At 36.0% G+C, this 19563-nt stretch carries 15 protein-coding genes and 2 pseudogenes; 5 read left to right on the top strand and 12 right to left on the bottom strand.

The features are described 5' to 3' along the window. Positions 1-53 precede the first annotated feature (53 nt). The 5 genes and pseudogenes from NST21_RS04765 to NST21_RS04745 all read right to left on the bottom strand — a co-directional run. Positions 54-169 (bottom strand): annotated as a pseudogene (locus NST21_RS04765) (HXXEE domain-containing protein); the annotation flags it as partial. Positions 170-461: 292 nt separating this feature from the next. Beyond that, on the bottom strand, positions 462-1754 hold the full coding sequence (locus NST21_RS04760; RefSeq protein ID WP_340888008.1) for an MFS transporter: 1293 nt from the start codon (positions 1752-1754) through the stop codon (positions 462-464). Between the two features lie 568 nt (positions 1755-2322). Next, positions 2323-3473 (bottom strand): IS3 family transposase gene (locus tag NST21_RS04755; RefSeq protein ID WP_445670477.1). Its coding sequence is split into 2 segments (ribosomal slippage): positions 2323-3224 and positions 3224-3473, totalling 1152 coding nucleotides; the frame shifts between segments, so codons are not numbered across the junction. 245 nt (positions 3474-3718) lie between these two features. Next, complete coding sequence (locus NST21_RS04750; RefSeq protein ID WP_340888006.1) at positions 3719-4426, bottom strand: GntR family transcriptional regulator; 708 nt, start codon at positions 4424-4426, stop codon at positions 3719-3721. Between the two features lie 88 nt (positions 4427-4514). Further along, positions 4515-5924 (bottom strand): GH1 family beta-glucosidase, encoded by a 1410-nt coding sequence (locus NST21_RS04745; RefSeq protein WP_340888003.1) that lies wholly within the window; start codon positions 5922-5924, stop codon positions 4515-4517. Positions 5925-6457: 533 nt separating this feature from the next. Between NST21_RS04745 and NST21_RS04740 the strand changes: the two genes are divergently transcribed. Both NST21_RS04740 and NST21_RS28695 read left to right on the top strand, forming a co-directional pair. Then, on the top strand, positions 6458-7726 hold the full coding sequence (locus NST21_RS04740; protein ID WP_340888002.1) for an ATP-binding protein: 1269 nt from the start codon (positions 6458-6460) through the stop codon (positions 7724-7726). 687 nt (positions 7727-8413) lie between these two features. Then, a pseudogene (locus NST21_RS28695) lies at positions 8414-8491 on the top strand (YjcZ family sporulation protein); the annotation flags it as partial. Between the two features lie 376 nt (positions 8492-8867). Here NST21_RS28695 and tatC read toward each other — a convergent pair. The 3 genes from tatC to NST21_RS04720 form a co-directional block, all read right to left on the bottom strand. Further along, positions 8868-9614 carry a twin-arginine translocase subunit TatC gene (tatC, locus tag NST21_RS04730; protein ID WP_340888000.1) on the bottom strand — a complete coding sequence of 249 codons (747 nt, stop codon included), beginning with the start codon at positions 9612-9614 and terminating at the stop codon, positions 8868-8870. A gap of 64 nt (positions 9615-9678) precedes the next feature. Continuing rightward, positions 9679-9861, bottom strand: a complete 183-nt coding sequence (locus NST21_RS04725) for a twin-arginine translocase TatA/TatE family subunit (RefSeq protein ID WP_056525811.1) — start codon at positions 9859-9861, stop codon at positions 9679-9681. 12 nt (positions 9862-9873) lie between these two features. Then, positions 9874-11511: a PhoX family protein gene (locus NST21_RS04720; RefSeq protein ID WP_340887999.1), complete on the bottom strand. Its 1638-nt coding sequence runs from the start codon at positions 11509-11511 to the stop codon at positions 9874-9876. 352 nt (positions 11512-11863) lie between these two features. On the opposite strand from NST21_RS04720, the gene NST21_RS04715 reads away from it, so the two are divergent. Beyond that, a complete protein-coding gene (locus tag NST21_RS04715; RefSeq protein ID WP_340887998.1) occupies positions 11864-11992 on the top strand; it encodes a hypothetical protein in 129 nt (42 codons plus the stop codon). Between the two features lie 331 nt (positions 11993-12323). Here NST21_RS04715 and NST21_RS04710 read toward each other — a convergent pair whose 3' ends face one another. The 4 genes from NST21_RS04710 to NST21_RS04695 form a co-directional block, all read right to left on the bottom strand. Beyond that, positions 12324-13847, bottom strand: coding sequence for a sodium:solute symporter family protein (locus tag NST21_RS04710; protein WP_053344652.1), 1524 nt, complete (start codon positions 13845-13847; stop codon positions 12324-12326). Further along, a complete protein-coding gene (locus tag NST21_RS04705; protein WP_053344651.1) occupies positions 13844-14044 on the bottom strand; it encodes a DUF3311 domain-containing protein in 201 nt (66 codons plus the stop codon). The genes NST21_RS04710 and NST21_RS04705 overlap by 4 nt, the downstream gene beginning before the upstream one ends. 12 nt (positions 14045-14056) lie before the next feature. Beyond that, positions 14057-15244 carry a M20 family metallopeptidase gene (locus tag NST21_RS04700; RefSeq protein ID WP_201249960.1) on the bottom strand — a complete coding sequence of 396 codons (1188 nt, stop codon included), beginning with the start codon at positions 15242-15244 and terminating at the stop codon, positions 14057-14059. 236 nt (positions 15245-15480) lie between these two features. After that, positions 15481-16779, bottom strand: coding sequence for a hypothetical protein (locus NST21_RS04695; protein ID WP_340887997.1), 1299 nt, complete (start codon positions 16777-16779; stop codon positions 15481-15483). An 830-nt stretch (positions 16780-17609) separates the two neighbouring features. Between NST21_RS04695 and NST21_RS04690 the strand changes: the two genes are divergently transcribed. Both NST21_RS04690 and NST21_RS04685 read left to right on the top strand, forming a co-directional pair. Then, entirely contained in the window at positions 17610-18797 is a 1188-nt protein-coding gene (locus tag NST21_RS04690; protein WP_328114626.1) for a DUF2515 domain-containing protein, read from the top strand. Next, complete coding sequence (locus tag NST21_RS04685; protein ID WP_340887993.1) at positions 18790-19170, top strand: CBO0543 family protein; 381 nt, start codon at positions 18790-18792, stop codon at positions 19168-19170. Before NST21_RS04690 ends, NST21_RS04685 begins: the two co-directional genes overlap by 8 nt. The last annotated feature ends 393 nt before the right edge of the window (positions 19171-19563 follow it).

The raw sequence follows: 19563 nt of genomic DNA, 5'->3' as shown, positions 1-19563 counted from the left end.
AAATAAAGATTGATCCAAAGTTCCTCGTGCCCCCTAAGCTTCAATTATTTTTTAGTTATGATAATCACAGCAAAATGAAATTCACCTGCTGTGACCATTTAAGCAGCCAAAGAGCCTCTTCTATATTATGCAATGTAATAGCAAAGCAAAATAATAAAATGAAAGAAATCCATACGCTACCTGCTTTCCTAAATGAGTTTCTACGGCCCTTTAGGTAAATAAAAATATTCTTTCGCATTTCATTCTACATTTATATATTCCAAATAAAAACAGCTAGCTAGATTTTCAAAATCTAACAAGCTGTTTTTATCAAACTTCAATATAAATTATCAATCTTTTTTTCCGCCTTGATAAATATACAAATAGAAAGAGCACGTTTTGAAAAAAGATTGGTCAAATCACATATTCAATTGAATGAATAATTTTGTGCATTTTCCATACTTCTTAACTTTAAAAGTCCATCATTCTTTACCTCTAAGGGACCAAATGACAACTGGAATAAGCAGTAGTGAAAGGATAGCTCCGGCAAATGAGAGTGTTGCATAGCTGTAATGAGCTACAACCATGCCAGATAGTGCACCGCCCGCTGCTCCTGACAAAGCGATCAAAACATCGACAGATCCTTGCGTCTTTGCGCGAGTGGAAGGGTGAGTTGAATCAACTATCAGCGCTGTACCACTAATCAAACCGAAGTTCCAGCCAAGCCCAAGTAAAACAAGTGAGGTGTTGAGCACCAGCATGGAATCAGCTGGTCCACTGGAAGCAAGTATACAAGCAGCAAGCAGAGTGGCACCAGAAGCGATAACCACTGCAGTTCGTCCAATTTTATCTACTAAGAATCCAGTTACTAAAGAAGGCAGAAACATCGCTGCTATGTGAAAACCAATTACTACCCCTACCTCTTTCAAATCATGTCCATGATGTCCCATATGTATAGGTGTCATTGTCATAATTGCAATCATTAAAAAATTAGTTAAGGTCATTACTGTAGCTCCGGCAACAATTCCTCGCTTGTTTATCGTCGGTGCACTTGAATCCTTGTTTGAAAGTACGGCTTTGTGTGTTTTCTGAACATCTGCCATTGCTTTTGCAACAATGAAAGGGTCTGGACGAAGTAAAGCTAATAACACCAAACCAGCAAGGATGTAAGCTACAGCCGCAAGAATAAATGGACCAGCCAAAGAAGGAACACCGATTGACCAAGCCAATTCGCCCATTATATTTACCAAATTGGGGCCTGCAACAGCACCTAATGTGGTTGAAACCATAGCAATACTGATAGCTGTTGCCCGCTGTTTAGAATTTGCCAAATCTGTACCGGCATAGCGTGCTTGTAAGTTTGTAGCCGATCCAGCACCATAGATTAGCAGTGAAACAAATAAAAGTGGAATGCTGTTAATTAATGCTGAAATTACTACCCCGACCGCGCCAATACCACCAGCCAAGAAACCGGTCGCGAGTCCAGAACGGCGTCCAAAACGTTGGGAGAGTTGCCCTACAATCAGCGCTGCTCCTGCAGAACCTAATGTGAACAATGCAGTCGGAACCCCTACCATACTCTCTGTACCCAGCATGTCTTGTGCAAGAAGTGCTCCGACGGTTACACCAGCTGCAAGACCTGCCCCCCCGAATATTTGTGATATGACAACAATCAGCAACGTACGTCGATATAACTGTTGTTGTTTTTCTGGAGAATCAATATATACTTGTATCCATTCTGGTTGATTTTCTATACCTTTTAATGCTTCAGACATTATTCTGTCTTCCTTTCCGAAGAACTTTTTTTCTTCCTAATTAAATTGTTATTTCAATTTTTTTTCAAAAGGTAAAAAAAAGATAATTTACGGAATGCTATTACTTCTATCGCAGCGATTTACCTTACATTACTGACGGACCTTATTTTATGTAATACCATGCGAAATCTACAGGAGCTCTTTTCTCCAATTGTTTTGCCTTGATAATTTTGCCCATTTCCGTTTAGAGATTAGTAATTAGTATAATACCTACTAATATGATATAACCATTAATATTTTTCGAAAAATTCTAATACCTTTCCTTTTGATTTACTAACCTCCCTCAATAGTTGAATAAATAAAGCTGCCTTAAAGACAGCTCCGATTTTCAGCTAAGACACCTGTTAAATTTATTCATTGTTCAAAATGGACGAACTTCCTCTTTGTAGGGAAGTCTGTCCAGAAATCATTATTACGTAATTGGGGCCGGGTTAAATAAGGCCAAATCATTTTGCAATCGTATATAAAGGAGACGATACTTTGTCAAAGTGGATTTGAGTCAATATTTTGGACACTAAAAAGTTAAATCTTAAGCTGTATTCCTAATTCGATCTTCAATGGCTTGTGGGGTTTGATAGCCTAGGCTGCTGTGAATTCTTTTTCGGTTATACCAACCTTCAATAAATTGGAACATCGCTAATTTAGCTGTTTGATAGTCTAGATATTGTACGTGGTTGACTTCTTCCTTTTTTAATAGGGCATGAAAGGATTCAATACAGGCATTATCGTACGGGCAACCTTTCTGACTAAAGGATTGCTTAATATGATGGTTTTGGATATGTTGAGTAAACTCACTGCTTGTATATTGTGAGCCAAGATCTGTATGAAGAACTAAGCCCTCCGAGGGCTTTTGTGAAATGTGTGCGTTATTGAAAGCTTTTATGACCAGTTCTGTCGTCATTGAACGAGAAAATGAATACCCTACTATTTTCTTAGAATGAAGGTCCAATACCGAAGCTAAATAACACCATCCGTCTTTTAACGTGTGGATATACGTAATATCTGCTACCCATTTCTCATTAATGGTCTGAGTAGTGAAGTCTCGTTTTAGCAAATTATCCAATTGAATAACCTTTTCTTTAGATGGATAGGGACGGTATTTTTTCTTAGTAATAGAACGAATTCTTGCCTTGCTCATTAAACGTTGAACACGCTTTAGACTTAGGGAAAACCCTTTGGTTAATAAGCTTTCATGAATCTTTGGAGCCCCATATCGTCCCTTGCTTTCCAGGTAAATCAGATGAATTTCCTTCGTGAGTTCTTGGTTTTCCTGTTCGCGATTTGATACGACTATTTGAAGGGACTGATAATGGCTGCTTCTTGGGATTTCTAGTATTTCACACATCTTCTGTACGGGATATTGTTTCTTGTGTTCCTCAATAAATTCGGTAAGATCTGTCTCGGTTACTTTTTCGCGAATATGGCCATAGCCTTTTTTAAGATTTCAACTTCTTGCTTTAACCGAAGGTTTTCCTTCTGTATGGCGGCTAATTCCTTTGGAGTCATGGACTCTTCCTCTAAACCGATAGGAGTAAATTCTTTAACCCATTTATAAATGGTAACTTCTGATACGCCATATTCGCCGCTTAATTCTTTGACCGAATTACCCGAGTGATAAAGATCTACAATAGTCTTCTTGAATTCATTATTATATTTTTTACCTGTATTTTTACGTTCCAAGACGGACACATCCTCTCAAAAATCATTGTAAGGACTTAACTAAAATGTGTCCATGAAACTATACTAACTCCAAAGTATCGTCTCTTAGATTAATAATATTTTTTAATTAGATATATTATCAGCAACATCAATAACAAAAAATCACTTGGATTATTTACATAAGTCACTAACACATTTAGGAAGGGTAAAAGCTACACTGTTCAATTCCAATTAAGAACAGAAGTCTTTACCGGTTCAATCTTATTTTATTTAAAATTGATTCGATTTAAGATTTTTGCTTTTTGATAATGGAATACTGATTTAGATAATTCAAAGATGGTTCCGTTAGATAAGCATACTGTATTTTCAATAATCAATGCTGGATCTAGCGGATTAACCTGCAACACTATCGCACTTGCTTCATCGATTTTTTCGCAGTTAATTACTTTGTCAGCAAAACCAATATTTAATTTTAAGTCCTCTATAAGGTAACTGTAAATAGAACTCGCTGCAATATCTTCATTTAAATATGGCACAATATCTTTTTTAAAGTAACTTATTTCAATTGAAAAAGGTTCTTTATCTACAATTCGTAGCCGCTTAATATAATAAAGTTTTGTTCCCACTTCACATCGCATTTGTGTTGCGTTTACTTCATCAGCTTCTAGCACATGTAAAGCCAGAATTTTCGTCTCAATTGTTTTTGAAGTCAAATCTTTTGTTAATCCTCTGAGACTGCCTAAATTAATATAATCTGTTACAGATTCTTCCCGTAAAAACATGCCGCTGCCTTGCACCTGATAGATATAGCCACGATTGACCAGCTGATTAATTGCTTTTCGAATCGTATTTCGGCTCACTTCAAATTTTTTTATCAGTTCTTCTTCTGTCGGCAACTTTTTTGTTTTATCAAACTTACCTTCCTGTATTTCACATTCTAATCGATCAGCAATTTCTTTATATTTTACAGCCATATTATCTCCCTATTAATCGTCCTCAATCATTTACTGCTTCTATTATACACAAAACCTCTTGATTAAAATCAAGAGGTTTTCTTTTTACTTACAGCTCTTCTCCTCTCGTCTCAATAATATGCTTATACCAATGAAACGACAGCTTTTTCTTTCGGTTTAAATGATCATGATGATCCACGTAAATAAATCCGTATTGCTTTTTATACCCATTTAACCAGCTTAATAGATCAATGACAGACCATGCGTAATACCCTTTTAAATGAATGCCTTCTTTGATTGCACGCTTTATCACTTTTAAATGTTCCTCAATATATTTAATACGAGGAACATCTACTATTTCGCCTTCAATAATCGGATCCTCATCACCAAGTCCGTTTTCTGTTACATACATTTTAATATCACCATAACGCTCTTTTAACATATGCAGCCCGTCTAAAAACCCTTGAGGTGAGATTTCCCACCCCCATTTTGTATATGTTTTATCTTCCATTTTTACGGTCCGATAAAAGCAATCGAAAGACGGGTTGCCTGGAGCTAGAGTAGATGTTTCTCTTGAATGTTCTCTGGATGAGTCAGCCTCGTGATTTCTTTCTACTCGAATGGGCTGATAATAATTAAGTCCAATAAAATCATTTTTTCCAGCATTTCTTTTTAACGTATCTAATTCTTCTTCTGTCCAACTTGGCGTCCAGCCTTTCTCCTTTAATTGCTCAATCACATAAGACGGATATTCACCTTTTAAAATTGGGTCATAATACCAAAAAGTTTCATATTCATTAGCATGTCTAGCAGCTAATACATTCTCATGTTTATCATCTACGCTGTAAGCTGGTAAGAAAACATGGGTAATACCAACCTCGCCGTAAGATTTTAGTTCTTTATAAACTTCTACAGCTTTTGCATGTGCATAAAACACGTAATGTGTCGCTTGAAAGTATTTATACTCATCGTTTTGGATACCAGGCGGGTGAGCTCCTTTTAAATAGCCTAATCCGCAGAACATAACCGTTTCATTAAACGTAATCCAATGTTTGACGCGGTCTCCGAATGCCCGAAAACAAATTCCTGCATACTTGACGAAGGCCTCAGCTGTTCTCTTATTCGTCCATCCTCCATCTTCTTCAAGCGTCAGAGGCAAATCCCAATGATACAGCGTAACAAATGGAACAATACCATATTTTAAACATTCATTAATAACATTATTATAAAATTCCAAGCCTTTTTCATTGACTTCTCCGTCTCCTGTTGGCAAAATACGTGCCCATGAAATGGAAAAACGGTACGATTCAAGTCCCATCTCTGCCATTAATTTTATATCTTCTTTGTATCGATGATAATGGTCTATGGCTACATCACCGTTAGTACCCCCATACGTTTTCCCTGGAATCTTTGAAAAGACATCCCAATTCGTTATACCTTTACCATCTTCATTCCATGCTCCTTCTATTTGATAAGAAGCAGAAGCTGCTCCAAATAAAAAATCATGTGGAAACTTCATTATAAACCCTCCGTTTTTATACCAACCTATTAAATTTATTATTATATATAATATTTATAGGTACAAATATTAATGTGATTATATACTTTTTATCATTATTTGACTACATAAAATTCGTAAAACATTAAAACATAAGTATAAAAGATAGTATCTACTGTAATGGAATAATTAAATCCAAGTGCCATTAATAAAACAAAAATAAAAGACGTTAATTCTACCGAATCAACGCCCTGCTTTTAGTTGAAGATGAAAATAAACTTACTTACCTTTTCGAATTTAAATTAATAGTAATAATAATGCCATTAACCCTAGTAGTACAATCAGCTTAAATCATTCTTTATAGTTTGATCATTTCTGTTTTCCTTATTCCATTAAAGCGCCCTTTAATGGAGTAACTGGATGGCGTTTCTAAACAAGTCTTTATTTATATTTAAACGTCGTTCTTGTCAATTAACAATTACCATATTAAAATCCTCCTTTTTAATGTTATTCCTGTATAATAGACCTAATTGTTAATTTTTCAGGAGAATCCAATGAATTTTATTTATATTAATCAAAACATATTAGATAATCTCTTTTACATCTTAGTAAGTATTTTGATTTATTCCATTTTATTAGATCATGGCAAAAGGTTAAGTCAGTATAGCAAGACCCTTATCACTGCATGCATGAGCATTCCTATTATATTATGTATGAAGTTTCCTATTTATATAGATGAATATTGTGTCCATGATCTCAGGCAAATCCCTTTTATTATAGGGACACTTTATGGTGGTTGGCCTGTAGGAGCTGCTCTGTTAGTCATAATATTAACTTTTAGATTTGCTTTTTATGGTTTCAATTTACTTACGTTAATTGTATATATCGTTATATTTATTATAACGGCTCTATTTTCTTCCAAATTCAAAAATTTTAATAGAAAAAATAAGCTAAATAGCTCCATACTATTAATTTTGTTTCTAGGAATACTAACCAGCTTTATTTCACTCGTTATGTCTGATTATTTTCGAATAACGGAGGCGTATGTATTTTACTTTATCATCCTCCCTCCTTTTATTATCGTTTTGGCTGTATATATCATGGAAATTTTAAAAGATGCAATTTTAATCCGAACACAAATGGTGAGACTTGAAAAGATGGAGATAGTTAGTCAACTTGCAGCTAGTATTTCACATGAAATTAGAAATCCTTTAACAGTTGTGAAAGGGTTTGTTCAACTGCTAGAGGCTTCTGATCTCTCTCAAGAAGTAAAAGAACAATATATAGAACATGTTGTCAGAGAACTTAATAGTGCAGAATCAATTATTAGTGAATACTTAGCATTTGCAAAACCTGCAATCGAAAAAGTGGATAATATTTTAATAAGCCGTGAAATAGGATATGTAATTGAAATGATAAAACCATTAGCTAACATGAATTTAGTTAATATATCAGAACAGTTAACTCCAGGCATTACGCGTGGGAATATTCAACATTTCAAGCAATGCTTCATAAACCTGATTAAAAATGGTATAGAGGCTATGCCAAACGGCGGGGAACTTAGTATTGTTTCCTATGAAAATAATTTCGACATAATTATCGAAATAAGTGACAATGGAATAGGAATGAACAAAGAACAAATAAACCGTTTTGGTGAACCTTATTACAGTTGCAAAGAAAAAGGTACAGGGTTAGGATCAATGTTAGCTGTTAAGACAATCCAAACGATGAATGGTACACTTAATATAAATAGTGTTTCGAATAAGGGAACAACTATTACAGTAACACTTCCCGCTTATCATGAAGATTATTCTAAAAAATAAGTAATGAATCTATTTTTTAAGTAATATCGATTTTTATTATTTCATTTACTGTAGTGTTTTCTAGCATAGTATAAAAGGAATTATTATTACGATAAAAGAACCCACCACGCCTCTTAACTAATGCGGACCAAGGTGGGTCATTTTTTATTCAAGTAGAAATGCTAAAGTGGATCCTGAAAAAAACGAAGTTGCATTATCAAAATAGAATTTTTTATCAAACTTTTTTACAAATTATCAATCTTTATTAAAAATTATCGAACTTTATTTAGTACCTATAATTTTGGTAAAACTGATAAAGGAAGTTCTATGGTTAAGGATTTTTGGAACGCTTTGTGTAGCTTTGAAATAGAGTTTTGTCAGAAATATCGTGCGTGCCTTCATTTTACGTTCAATAAAAAGAAACCATTTTGAAAAAAGACTTCTCAGAATGGTTTCTTTACTTATTAATTCGTATAGAAATTTCATTAAAAAGTTTGATTATATTCATAGGTGTTATTGAACTAACGAACCTATAATCCCAATAAGAGGTACCTCCAACATTTTATCCAATGAACTTGTGTCATTTTCCTGATTAGAGCATAAGGTGATATTACCCATTTAATTAATTTCCTCCTTAAAAACAAATAAGGAGATGTCTATATGTCAGGTTGTGAATCAAGGTGTGAATCAAGGTGTGACGACGGTTTTGGATTTGGTGGAGGTTTCGCCTTTATAGTCGTTTTGTTTATACTCTTAATCATTGTTGGAGCTAGCTTTGTTGGTGGCGGCGGCTACGGCGGCGGTTACGGCGGCGGTGGCTATGGTTACGGGGGCGGTTACGGAGGTTGCTGCTAAAATAGTATGAAAAAAGCCGACCTTTAATGGTCGGCTTCTTCATCTAATCTGCCCTAGTTGAAGAAGAAAAATCACATGCATTGTTTAACACAGCCTATTTTAAAGAAGTAACAATCAAAAAAATTTCGTAAAAGTATACTTTTATGAACAGGTGAATGAATATCCAGAAAAATTTTATTGATATATAATCACTCAACGGATAACATGTCCTATATTTCTCTCCTCACTTAGCTTGGTGAGCATAGGATGGTTACCCCAGTTTACATAATAAAAAACGAACTCCTTATAAACAGAAGTTCGTTTTTATTTAAGACGTTTTCCTCATTTCAATGACGTTATCCGATTGCTGTTTGAGTTTTTTCCGGTAGACGATTTTTGACAATGTCACACTAAACTCGTATAAAACTAAAAGAGGCACGGTAACTAATATATCTGACATGAAATCTGGTGGTGTAATTAAAATGGCTACAACGACAAGCAAAAAGTAAGATATCTTTCGCGCTTTTGAAAGAATCATGGGATTAACGACACCAAGTGAGGTGAGGAACATGACAACCAGCGGAATTTCGAATAAAAATCCAAACGGCAGTGTCAAGTTAATCATAAATTTAAAATATTTTTCAGACGTAAACATCGTTTCAAATTGACCTTCAGACAAAGATAGTAAAAAACCCAGAACGGTTGGATACACGACAAAATATCCGAATGATAAACCGGCAATAAAAAGGATAAACAGTCCAGGAATGTACGTTAGTGTCGTTTTTCGTTCATTTTCAGAAAGTGCCGGTTTTACAAATAGCCATGTTTGATAGGCGGCAATTGGAATCGTAAGAGCAATCGCAATCACGCCAGAAATCATAAAATATACCCAGAGGATTTCACTTGGCCCCAATACAGCTAACTGATGGCCGAGATCACGAATAAGCCATGTGTAAATGTCGTTCACAAAAATGAATGATCCAATTAAAAAAATCAGAAAAGCAATCAAAGTATAGATGATCCGTTTCCTGAGTTCCTCAAGGTGCTCAACCATAAGCATTTCTTGATTAGTCATACAGCCCCTCCTTTCTTAAATGCAAGAGGAAGATGTAAGCTTATTGCTTACATCTTCTTAAAAATTACTTAGATTGCGTCTTTTCTTCTTTCTCGTCTGATGAAATTAAATCCTTAGTAGAGTTTTTAAATTCTCTTAATGTGCTACCGAAAGCACGTCCAATTTCGGGCAACTTAGATGGACCAAATATGATGAGAGCAATGACCAAAACCAAAACCAATCCAGGTATTCCAATATTTTGAAACATCGTGTTTCCTCCTTAAAATTTAAATCCTGTAATAGCCACGACTGCCGGACGAGGCATCTTTTCACCTTTACGATGCGGCCATGTACTTGTAGGATTGTTGATATCTTCCGTTTCTTCACCAGGGTGCTGAACAGACAAGAATAGTGTCTTTTCATTCGGAGTGAAACATGGTCCGGTTAATTCAGCATCCATTGGAGCGGCTGCAAACTGCCAGGCAATCCCTTTATCTCGACCAACGGTAGGAATGACAAACATTCCGTTATTGCCAAAGCTTGTCCATGCACCTTGATTTAAGCTACTCGATGAAATATCCGTTACGGTCCATAAATTCGCGTTGCTGTCAAAAGTTAAGTTGTCTGGTGCGCTGAATCCGCTTTGACGTCCGCCAGCTGCAAAAATTTCATATTCAAACTCAGTTGCTCCATGGTCACCTTTTTTTTCGATAAAACGTGTAATGTGTCCATGTAAGTTTCCGTGCTTATCATTATTCGTATGTGCAATAAAGATCGAGCTATCAAATGGTGAAATTTCCACATCCTCCGGTCGGTCAGTCGGTGTTCCGCCAAGAAGGAGGGCTGCTTCTTGACAGTTAGTAACAACATCACCTTGCGTTTGGAACTTTTCCAATAGTTCCGGTTTGCCAGCCGCCGCTTTTTGTACGGCCTCAATTGTCAGAGCTATCCATCTTCCTTTTTTAAAGTCCGCTACATATAAATTCCCTTCCTCAAGAAGACGGGAATTTGCTTTTCCTAATGCAGGTACATATTTATCCTTACTTACAAATTTATAGACACAAGCATCTTTTTTATCGTCTCCCATATAAACGACGACACGTTGGTCTTTGGCAAGTCCCATTGAAGCATTTTCATGGTTAAAACGTCCAAGAGCGGTATGTTTGCGAACCGCAAAATTTGGATCGAACGGGTCAACTTCGATTACCCAGCCGTAATGTGTTTGGTTTAATCCGGCATTATTAGCGGTTTCTTCGAAGTTCTCTTCACAGGATAAAACCGTATTCCATAATGTTTTTCCACCAGAACAGTTAGCGAATGTTCCCTGAACACTTGTTGCGCCGTTTACCACTTTTGTTCCTTTGGCCGGCCCGGTAAGTGCAAAAGATGTTAATCCTGTTACTCGTCGGGCATAAGTGGAAGCAGCATCCATTTTCCATTTATTCACTTTCTTGTCATAGTACACTTCAATAATGGAACCGCCCTGGTTATAAAGAAGCTTTTCAATTTGTGTAGGAGCATACTTGCCATTTACTTTTTCTCCTTCCACGTAAAGAGGGTTTGTATATTCGTGGTTTACCCATAATAATCCTCTTTCATTGGAATTTTGAATAGGAAAGTAAAGGGTGAAATCATTATTAAAACCAAATGTGTCACCCTTACCATTGATTACATCGCCATAAGCGGCTACAACGTCATATTTAAATCCTTTTGGAAGAACGAGTTCGTCCTTATTTGTAGTTTCAATCGGAGTAAACTTAAAGCCCTTTTTCTTCGGTTTTACATGTAAAAGGCTGTCGGTTTCCGCATTAACTGTCTCGCTTAAAATACCTAAACCAGAACTGGCCACTGCAAGGGCAGTAGCCCCTGTTCCAATACGTGTTAAAAAGGTACGTCTATTTAACGGTATGTTTTCCATAATGTCCTCCTTTATTTTCCTTGAAGACTTAGTCCTCTATTTTTTAAGAATTTCTCACTCATCATCAGCTTCATTCTGAACTAAGTTCCATCACTTATTTTGAAGCCAAACTCACCTTCTCTGCAAAATCGAAATAGACTATGTATGTACTTCTCGATTAACTTGTTAAATAGTGCCCATCCAAGCCACAAATCAAATTTAGCAAATTAAAGTAAAGATGGTATTAATTTTTTAAAAATAATTTATTAATAATTGTAAAAGATTAGATTCTATGGATGTTCTTTTCATGAGAAAACATAAGTTCACCAAAAACGGACAAACTGTATTTGAAATAAGAAAGGAGATGTGAGATATGACAAAAAAATTTAATAAAGGCAGCCGTAATCAAAATTCACCGCAATTACACGGACAAGTTCCTGTTAGTGGGGACAACAGTAAAGGAAATAAAAGAAATAAAGATCAGAGCTCTAAAACAGAGTAATTTAAATGAAACAAACCGGTCATATTCAGACCGGTTTATTTCCTTGTTAGATAATCTTCTTACTTATTTCAGCAGTAAGCGATCTAAAAGAACTGAAATTACCGTCTCTCATTGATGATCAATTTCTCAATGTGCCCCTTTATCTTAATCAAAAATGGAGCTTCGTTGAATAACCAAGCACTGGACCAACTTTGAATTTTTGACAAAAAAAAGTACATTTCTTTGTCGGTCTAAAAAAATGCCCTCCAGATCGTTTAACTGGAGGGCATTCGTATTTACATAATCTTTTCAGAAGTGAATTACTCTTGGATTAGTTACTATACATGTTGTGTTATCTGTTAGATTCTTTTTGTATTAGAACCTTGTGCTCTACTGTTGTTGTCTCTAAAACATCATTATCCTTATGAGTATTAGTAATGTTTTTTGTCATCACACTGACAACCACTAAAACTACGATATTAACAAATAGGGCGATAATTCCTACATTCAAGTCTTTAATTGCTTGAGGAAGATAAGGAAACAGTTGACCAATTTTTATGTTCCCTAGTTCCATAATAGAAACTAGCACGCCTCCTGTTATAATCCCGGCGAATGCTCCATGTTTGGTTACAAAATTCTTTCTCATCAAACTTGCGAAAAAGGCAGGAGCAAGTTGTGTGATAAAATTATAGGCGATTAAAGCTAGACTAAAGAGGGAATTTCCACCTTTAAAGGTCAAGTAAATCCCTACGAGAGAAATAAGGGGAACCAAGAATTTTACCAGTTTTGCAATCTGATTTTCCGTTGCTGATGGAGTGAATACGCTATATATATTTTTTGCCAGAGATGTTGATATTGACATCAACAGCATCGAGCTTGGTACTAAAGCGGCTAACACGCCCGTGCCACCAATTAAGCCCACAAACCATGGATCAAAATCCTGTTTAGAAAGCTGCAGCAAGATAAGATCGGCTTCCGCGCCTTTTAATCCAGGCGTCTGTAAGATAGCTGCAAATCCGACAAAAAAGGCAAACAACAAAATCAATTGGTACATTGGCATTAGGATTGCATTTTTTCGTAAAGCTTTTTCGCTAGAGGCAGCATAAATAGGAGAAAACCCGTGCGGCCACATATAAAATCCAATAGAGCTTAATATAACGGTCGATATATACCACGAAACGCTCATTCCTTGATCCGGAAGTATGGTATAGTTCGGCTTTGCATTTTCAATGGCCTCATACATAGGTTGAAGACCGCCATAATAATGAAGAGGGAAATAAACTCCTAAAAATATGACAATGCCTAGAATCAGAATATCCTTCAAGATAGCTGTCCTGGCAGAACCGTGAATACCTGAAACCATTACAAAAATGGTTACACCAATTGCTCCAACCCAAATGGCAGCTGTAGATGAAATGGCCCCATAGGATGTTGCAGAAACGATATATCCTAACCCCTTCAATTGCAGGACTAAGTAGCAAGTACAAGCTATAACACCTATTACAGCAACAAGCACACCAAGATAAGGACTTTGATATTTTTTTACAAAAAAATCTGATTGGGAAACTAATTGGTGTTTCTTTGCATACCTCCAGATAGCAGGAAATGTCCAGTAGGAGATGACTGTAGCCAGACAGCCGTATGATACGATACTAAAGATGGAGCCTCCTTCCCCATAAGCCGATCCACTTGCACCTAAAAATGTAAAGGTCGTATACATTTCACCTGCGGACAAGAGGAAAATCAATAGGGTTCCCATTCCACGTCCCCCAACTGACCATTGTTCTAAGTTCATTTCTTTCCCTTTTTTAGCCTGGATACCAATCAAAACAGAAATGACGAAAAAAAACAGGATGAAAAACACGGCAATATTCATCTTGAATCTCCCTTCTGATTAGCAGGATCTAGTAGATATATAATCCCCATAATACCTGTGGTTAGCACAGACCAGAGTACAATCCAAAAGTGAAAAAATGGCATTCCTAGAACATAGGGAGTCACTTTATTTGTAAACAAAGCGCCTACAATAAAGCCAAGAAACGGGATAATTCCAAGCCAATATATTTTTTTCATACTCTTAACCCCCTAGTATGTTAGATTTAACATTTTAAAAGTCCCGTGAACAAATAACTTCACCCCATATTGTAAAGCCTGTTCATCGAAAGTAAATTTGGGATGATGGTGAGGATATATAATCCCTTTTTCTTCATTACGAGCTCCTATTACAATATAAGATCCCGGAACTACTTTTTGAAAAGCAGAGAAGTCTTCACTTCCCATAATTGGCTTTGAAATCTCTCGACTTTCTTCACCAAATACTTCACAGACCGTTTCGTCCATCAATCGGGTAACTTCTTCATCATTAATGGTCGGAGCATAACCGAACTGATAATCGAATTCATAAGTAGCCCCATGTGCTTCAGTAATTCCTTTTACAATGCGTTCGATAAAGGTTGGAATCTTTTCCCTCAGTTCCGGATTAAAGCTTCGAACGGATCCTCCAATGCTTACACTACTTGGAATAACATTAATCGCACTTCCCGCATGGAACTGAGTCACTGAAATCACTAGAGCTTCCTGAGCATCATGATACCTCGAAACAATGTGCTGGAGATTTGATACAACCTGAGTTCCAATTGCAATGGGATCAACCGTAAGTTCAGGCTGTGAGGCGTGCCCCCCTTTACCCACCACGGTAATTGCAAAAGTATCAGCTCCAGCCATAATCGGACCGTAACCCAAACCAATTTTTCCTAAAGGTAGAGTCGACAAGAGATGGGTGCCAATGACCATATCTACTCCTTCAAGCACACCTGCTTTCACCATCTCCTGGGCTCCACCGGGCGGCAGTTCCTCAGCATGTTGAAATAAAAAGCGAACCTCCCCTTTAATTTGATTCTTTAACTGGGTAAGAATCTTTGCCGTGCCAAGCAGCATCGCCGTATGCCCGTCATGTCCGCAAGCATGCATCACGCCTGAATTCTGTGATACAAAGTCAAAATCATTCTCTTCTTCAATTGGAAGCGCATCCATATCTGCCCGCAGTGCAATAACCTTCCCAGGCTGCTGGCCAATTAAACGAGCCATTATACTCGTTTTTGTCGGACGTGAAATTTCCAAATCACCAAAAGTTTGTAGCGTTTCATAAACAAATTGTGCTGTTTTTTCTTCCTGAAAAGATAGCTCCGGATACTTATGTAAATATCTTCGCCACCCAATCACTTCATCTTTAACAGCCTCGATTAAATCATGAATCATTATCGTTTGAGACATCCACTACAACTCCTTTTTCATTCAATTTACATAACAATATCTATTTTCGGATAGTTTAAGGAAGAAATTCCTTAAATGGAGTATAATATTTCATAAGCTTTATTTCAATATTTTTTTGAAAATTCTAAACTATTTTTTCTGACTGAATCCAATAGTTAATTTTTCCCTTTCAACGCTTTAATATGCTAAATTAAGGTACAAAATAAATAAGCACCCAAATTATGGGTGCTTATAATTTATAATAATCGATATATTTTACTCGGCCTTCCACGGGTGGCGTTAGCCTCTTCACCAACGCATTGTGCCAAGTCAACCTCGCACATATCCGCAACAATACGCCGAACATTGCGCTCTGTCATCTCAAGATATGTCGCTAAGTCCTTTGTAGTAAAATCACTCCAGCCCATTCTTTGAACGAGAGCCGATATCTTCTTATACGTTTTAACACTTATATTACCCTTTTTTAACTTTTCTATAAGGAGTTTATTGTGGGTACGGGTATCATATTGTAGTTCTTTCTTTTTGCCTGGTGATTCAATAATTTTGCCATCATCTTGAATAATCACAATTTCACGCTTCTTCATATCCTTTGAATGTTGAATAGCACGAAAAGCATTGATTTCCGCCGAATAGGCAGTCTCGCCAAAGCCAATTCCAACAGCAACTGTTGTATCTGCTTCAAAAGCCAATTTTTGAATGGTATCTTCGAGCATAATAATTTCTCGTTCAATTGCGCCGCGCGAACTAAAAATCATGTATCTTCCATTCCCTTTCTCTGAAAAGGAACCATTTATTTTTTCACCAAGTTGAATTAACATTTCTTTTAGCCGGAGCTCCAAGTACTGTAAATGATAAGGAGTTTTCATTTCCTCTGCCACTCTGTTAAAATATTCAACTTCAATGATTTCAACTCCGATTTGTGTGTCTTTAAAGTAGGAAGTCTTTACTTTTTCAGAAAGAATCCGAAGCGTTTGTCGCACTTCCATCTTACTCATCGTCATCCGATAGGCTGGAATCCCGTATTCCCTTAAAGCTTCACACACAGACGGAAAACAAGAAAAAGCGCCTTCTGTCCTTCCCTTATTCCATAAATTTAAGTGAAAATGTACCAATTCATTCGTATCAACATCTGACTCAAACACTTTCGTATAAATCTTTTGGGTTTTTATATTCAACTGTGACAAAGCTTCTTCGCTAATATTATTTGAGGACATAGTATCAATACTTAGATGCTCAATAATTTTCCCCTGTTCGTAGATCATCTCTAAAAAAGATTTATAAAAACCTGATTCCGTAGCAGGAACATGGACCATTATTTTATCTGTACCTAGTGTTTTTTTCGCAATTTCATAGGGAAGTGGACCAGAAAAAAGCCATGCATGTACGTGAGAATTATGTTCTTTTACAATTTCCTCTACCTCTTCGGTATTTACATAGGGAAAAGAGATGAATTCCAACTCATGTTTATATTCTTCTGCCAAGTCTAATATCTGTTCTATAGAAGTTTTTAGACCGACTAGTCCGATTTTATACATCCTGTATTCGACTTCCTTTATCATCTGTAATATATTCATTGTTCTTTATAGAATATCCTAGTTTAACACAATTCACATTATCGTAAGTTCTAATTCTTCTGTTGATTTTCCATAATTCATTCATTTTATCTAACTTTTATTTAATTTGTATTAGAGTTCTGTTTATTAGTTTGGTTTGTTACTCTTGATCGTATAAATAAACCAAGAGAAATGAAAAATAACAGTAGCAAAAAGAAAAGAATGATAGAAATGGTATTTATATCTGTAAAAACATACATAACCACACCAATATTTCCCTTTCACACCATTTTATCATGCGATATGAAAGAAAAATACCTTGTATACGTTATTCATGTGAGGTTTACAAAACATCTCGTTTATACACCATTGATAAATCAACGTTTACGCCTCTCAAGCGCACCTAAATGGCTGCGTAAGGGGATATTTATGCAAATCTTATTCAATAAAATGGTTCAATTGTTGAACAAAGATCAAACAGCACTCTTTAACTATCCTCCCTCAATATTGAAAGTAACTTTTCACTCAATTTATCTTCTTAGAATACTTTAAATACTCATGATTTTCTTAGTACAGATAACATTAAAATGTGCGCGCTACCTCTTGTACGAAAAAACGATCATCATTTGTTCCTCACGTTCGTAATAAACTGATGATAGCTACACTGTTAAAATACCTTTAAAAATCCTTACTAGAAGTTTAAAAGATTGATTTCTCATAAATAGATTGAAAAATTTGATCATCTGTTGGTTATTACGATAACCTATTTGGCCTAAAGAAGAAGAACATTCATGTTAACGGGAGGAAGAAGGATGCATCACAACGATCGGAAAAGGAAATGGAACGGATTTTCCAAGACGTTTCCGTATTCTCTTTTAGATGTAAAAGATGAATTAAAGAAAAAAGGCAAAAAACAGACTTCTGTTAAAACGTGGGAGTTAACGGGAGAAGAGACAATGTTAATACATGAAATTAAAGAACAAACAAGACAACACAACAATAATAATGTGACGCGAACGCATGCCTATTTTCAGTTTTACCTCCGTTACCCAGAAATACACTGGGCACTACTTGGACATATGGTTTCGCGTAATGGCGGTTGGAATATGACGGATTTAAAAGGGGATTTATATACAAGACTATTGTCGGAAAAAGATCAACTTATCTTCTTTTCTTTTTTGGAACGAGGGAACTGGTTAATCTTCCAAGATGTGTACCCACAATTTTTGTTGTATGAACAAAGTGTCAAAAGATCAAAAAGACTGTTTCATCTTCTACCTTTTTTCAATGTATCAACGTTTATGGAAACGTTATGGAACCATTTTTGGAGAACAGGCGACCAATATATGTTAGCCATTGCCACTGTTATTAATGAACAAAGCTATTTAGAAAAAAGGGTCATTCAAAATGCCCATTTTAAAAAGACCGTACTAAATAGTATTGGATTCAAACTTTATGATTTTTTTCGCTTTAATCACATTCTTTTTCCATTCTATAAGGATGAGACCAAACAAGAAACATTACTAGTCGGGAATACAATGAAGCATTTCACCTCCCTTCATGAGCGAATATTGCTGGGCAAGCGATTATACTCACTGCTGTTTAGCCGTGAGAACATCTTATCAGGAGTAGTAGATTGGGCTCATGATCATCCACATACCGGTTCGCGAAAAGACTACTGGCCGCATTTGTTTAATGATGTAAACGAATCATTCTCCCGTGCATTTTATAAACGTCGAACAAAAAAGTGCCAATTAAGAAAAGGTGCGGATCGTTTATACAGTCCTCGATTAATATACACATGGAAAGATCTTAATCATGAAGAGGAGGAAAGCAAAGACTGGTTTGAAGACTGGCACATCATGGACTACTTAATCGATAAGGGAGAAAATATAGATGGGGAGATTTATGATGAATACTGCACAACGCTTGAAAAAATTGAACTTGCCATTCTGGCAAAAAAAAACGTCCTACTCCGAGAAGAAGCAGAAGATGAGTAACCATCGGGCTTTTGTAGCCACAATAATTTTCTCTAGTTTCATCGGAACGTATTTAGACTTACTGTTTGTAGGTAAACAAATGTATTCCTTTCCGGCAAGACCATTCCCAGATATATTTACAATCAATGTCGCTTTTACATTATTGATATTGCCAATCTTTACTACGCTCTTTTTATGGATCGCAAAAGCGTTGACTGCATTTTCAAGAATACTGTTTATCGTTTTGATTGGACTTTGTATAAGTATTTCCGAATCATTTTCGGAGAATTTAGGATTGTTTACTCATAGCGAAGCATGGCATCATTCTTATTCCCTTTTCGGATACATGATCTTCATGCTGATTATTTGGAAATTTTATCGATGGTTTCAATAACAATCGACTGTGTTATAGGAATCTAAAAAACAAACTTGCTAAATACAAAAAAGTACATGCCAATTTCGTGTTATGGATAAAAAAACAAAGGGGGTCACAAAAATTAAAATAAAATTTTTGTGACCCCCTTTTAAATATGCTAGGAGGGTTTCCCTTCTGGATTTGATGATTAAAGACTAAAATAGCTCACTACTTTTATAGATTTACTTATGGAAAAACCTTATAAAAACATTCCCGAAAATCTAGTTCTCAACTATTTTCGGCACTCATAGCCGAGATATAAAGTACATGATATATAATGCATCTAAATATAATGGTTGTGAGACGTAATTAGATCCTTTTGAGCTTTTTATTATTTGGGCTATCTCAATTCCTCTCTTTTTTAGCACATTT

This window comes from Peribacillus sp. FSL K6-1552 (assembly GCF_038005205.1).
Lineage (GTDB): Bacteria > Bacillota > Bacilli > Bacillales > DSM-1321 > Peribacillus > Peribacillus butanolivorans.
The sequence above is the reverse complement of the archived record's forward strand: the minus strand, read 5'-3'. Positions and strand labels throughout refer to the sequence as shown.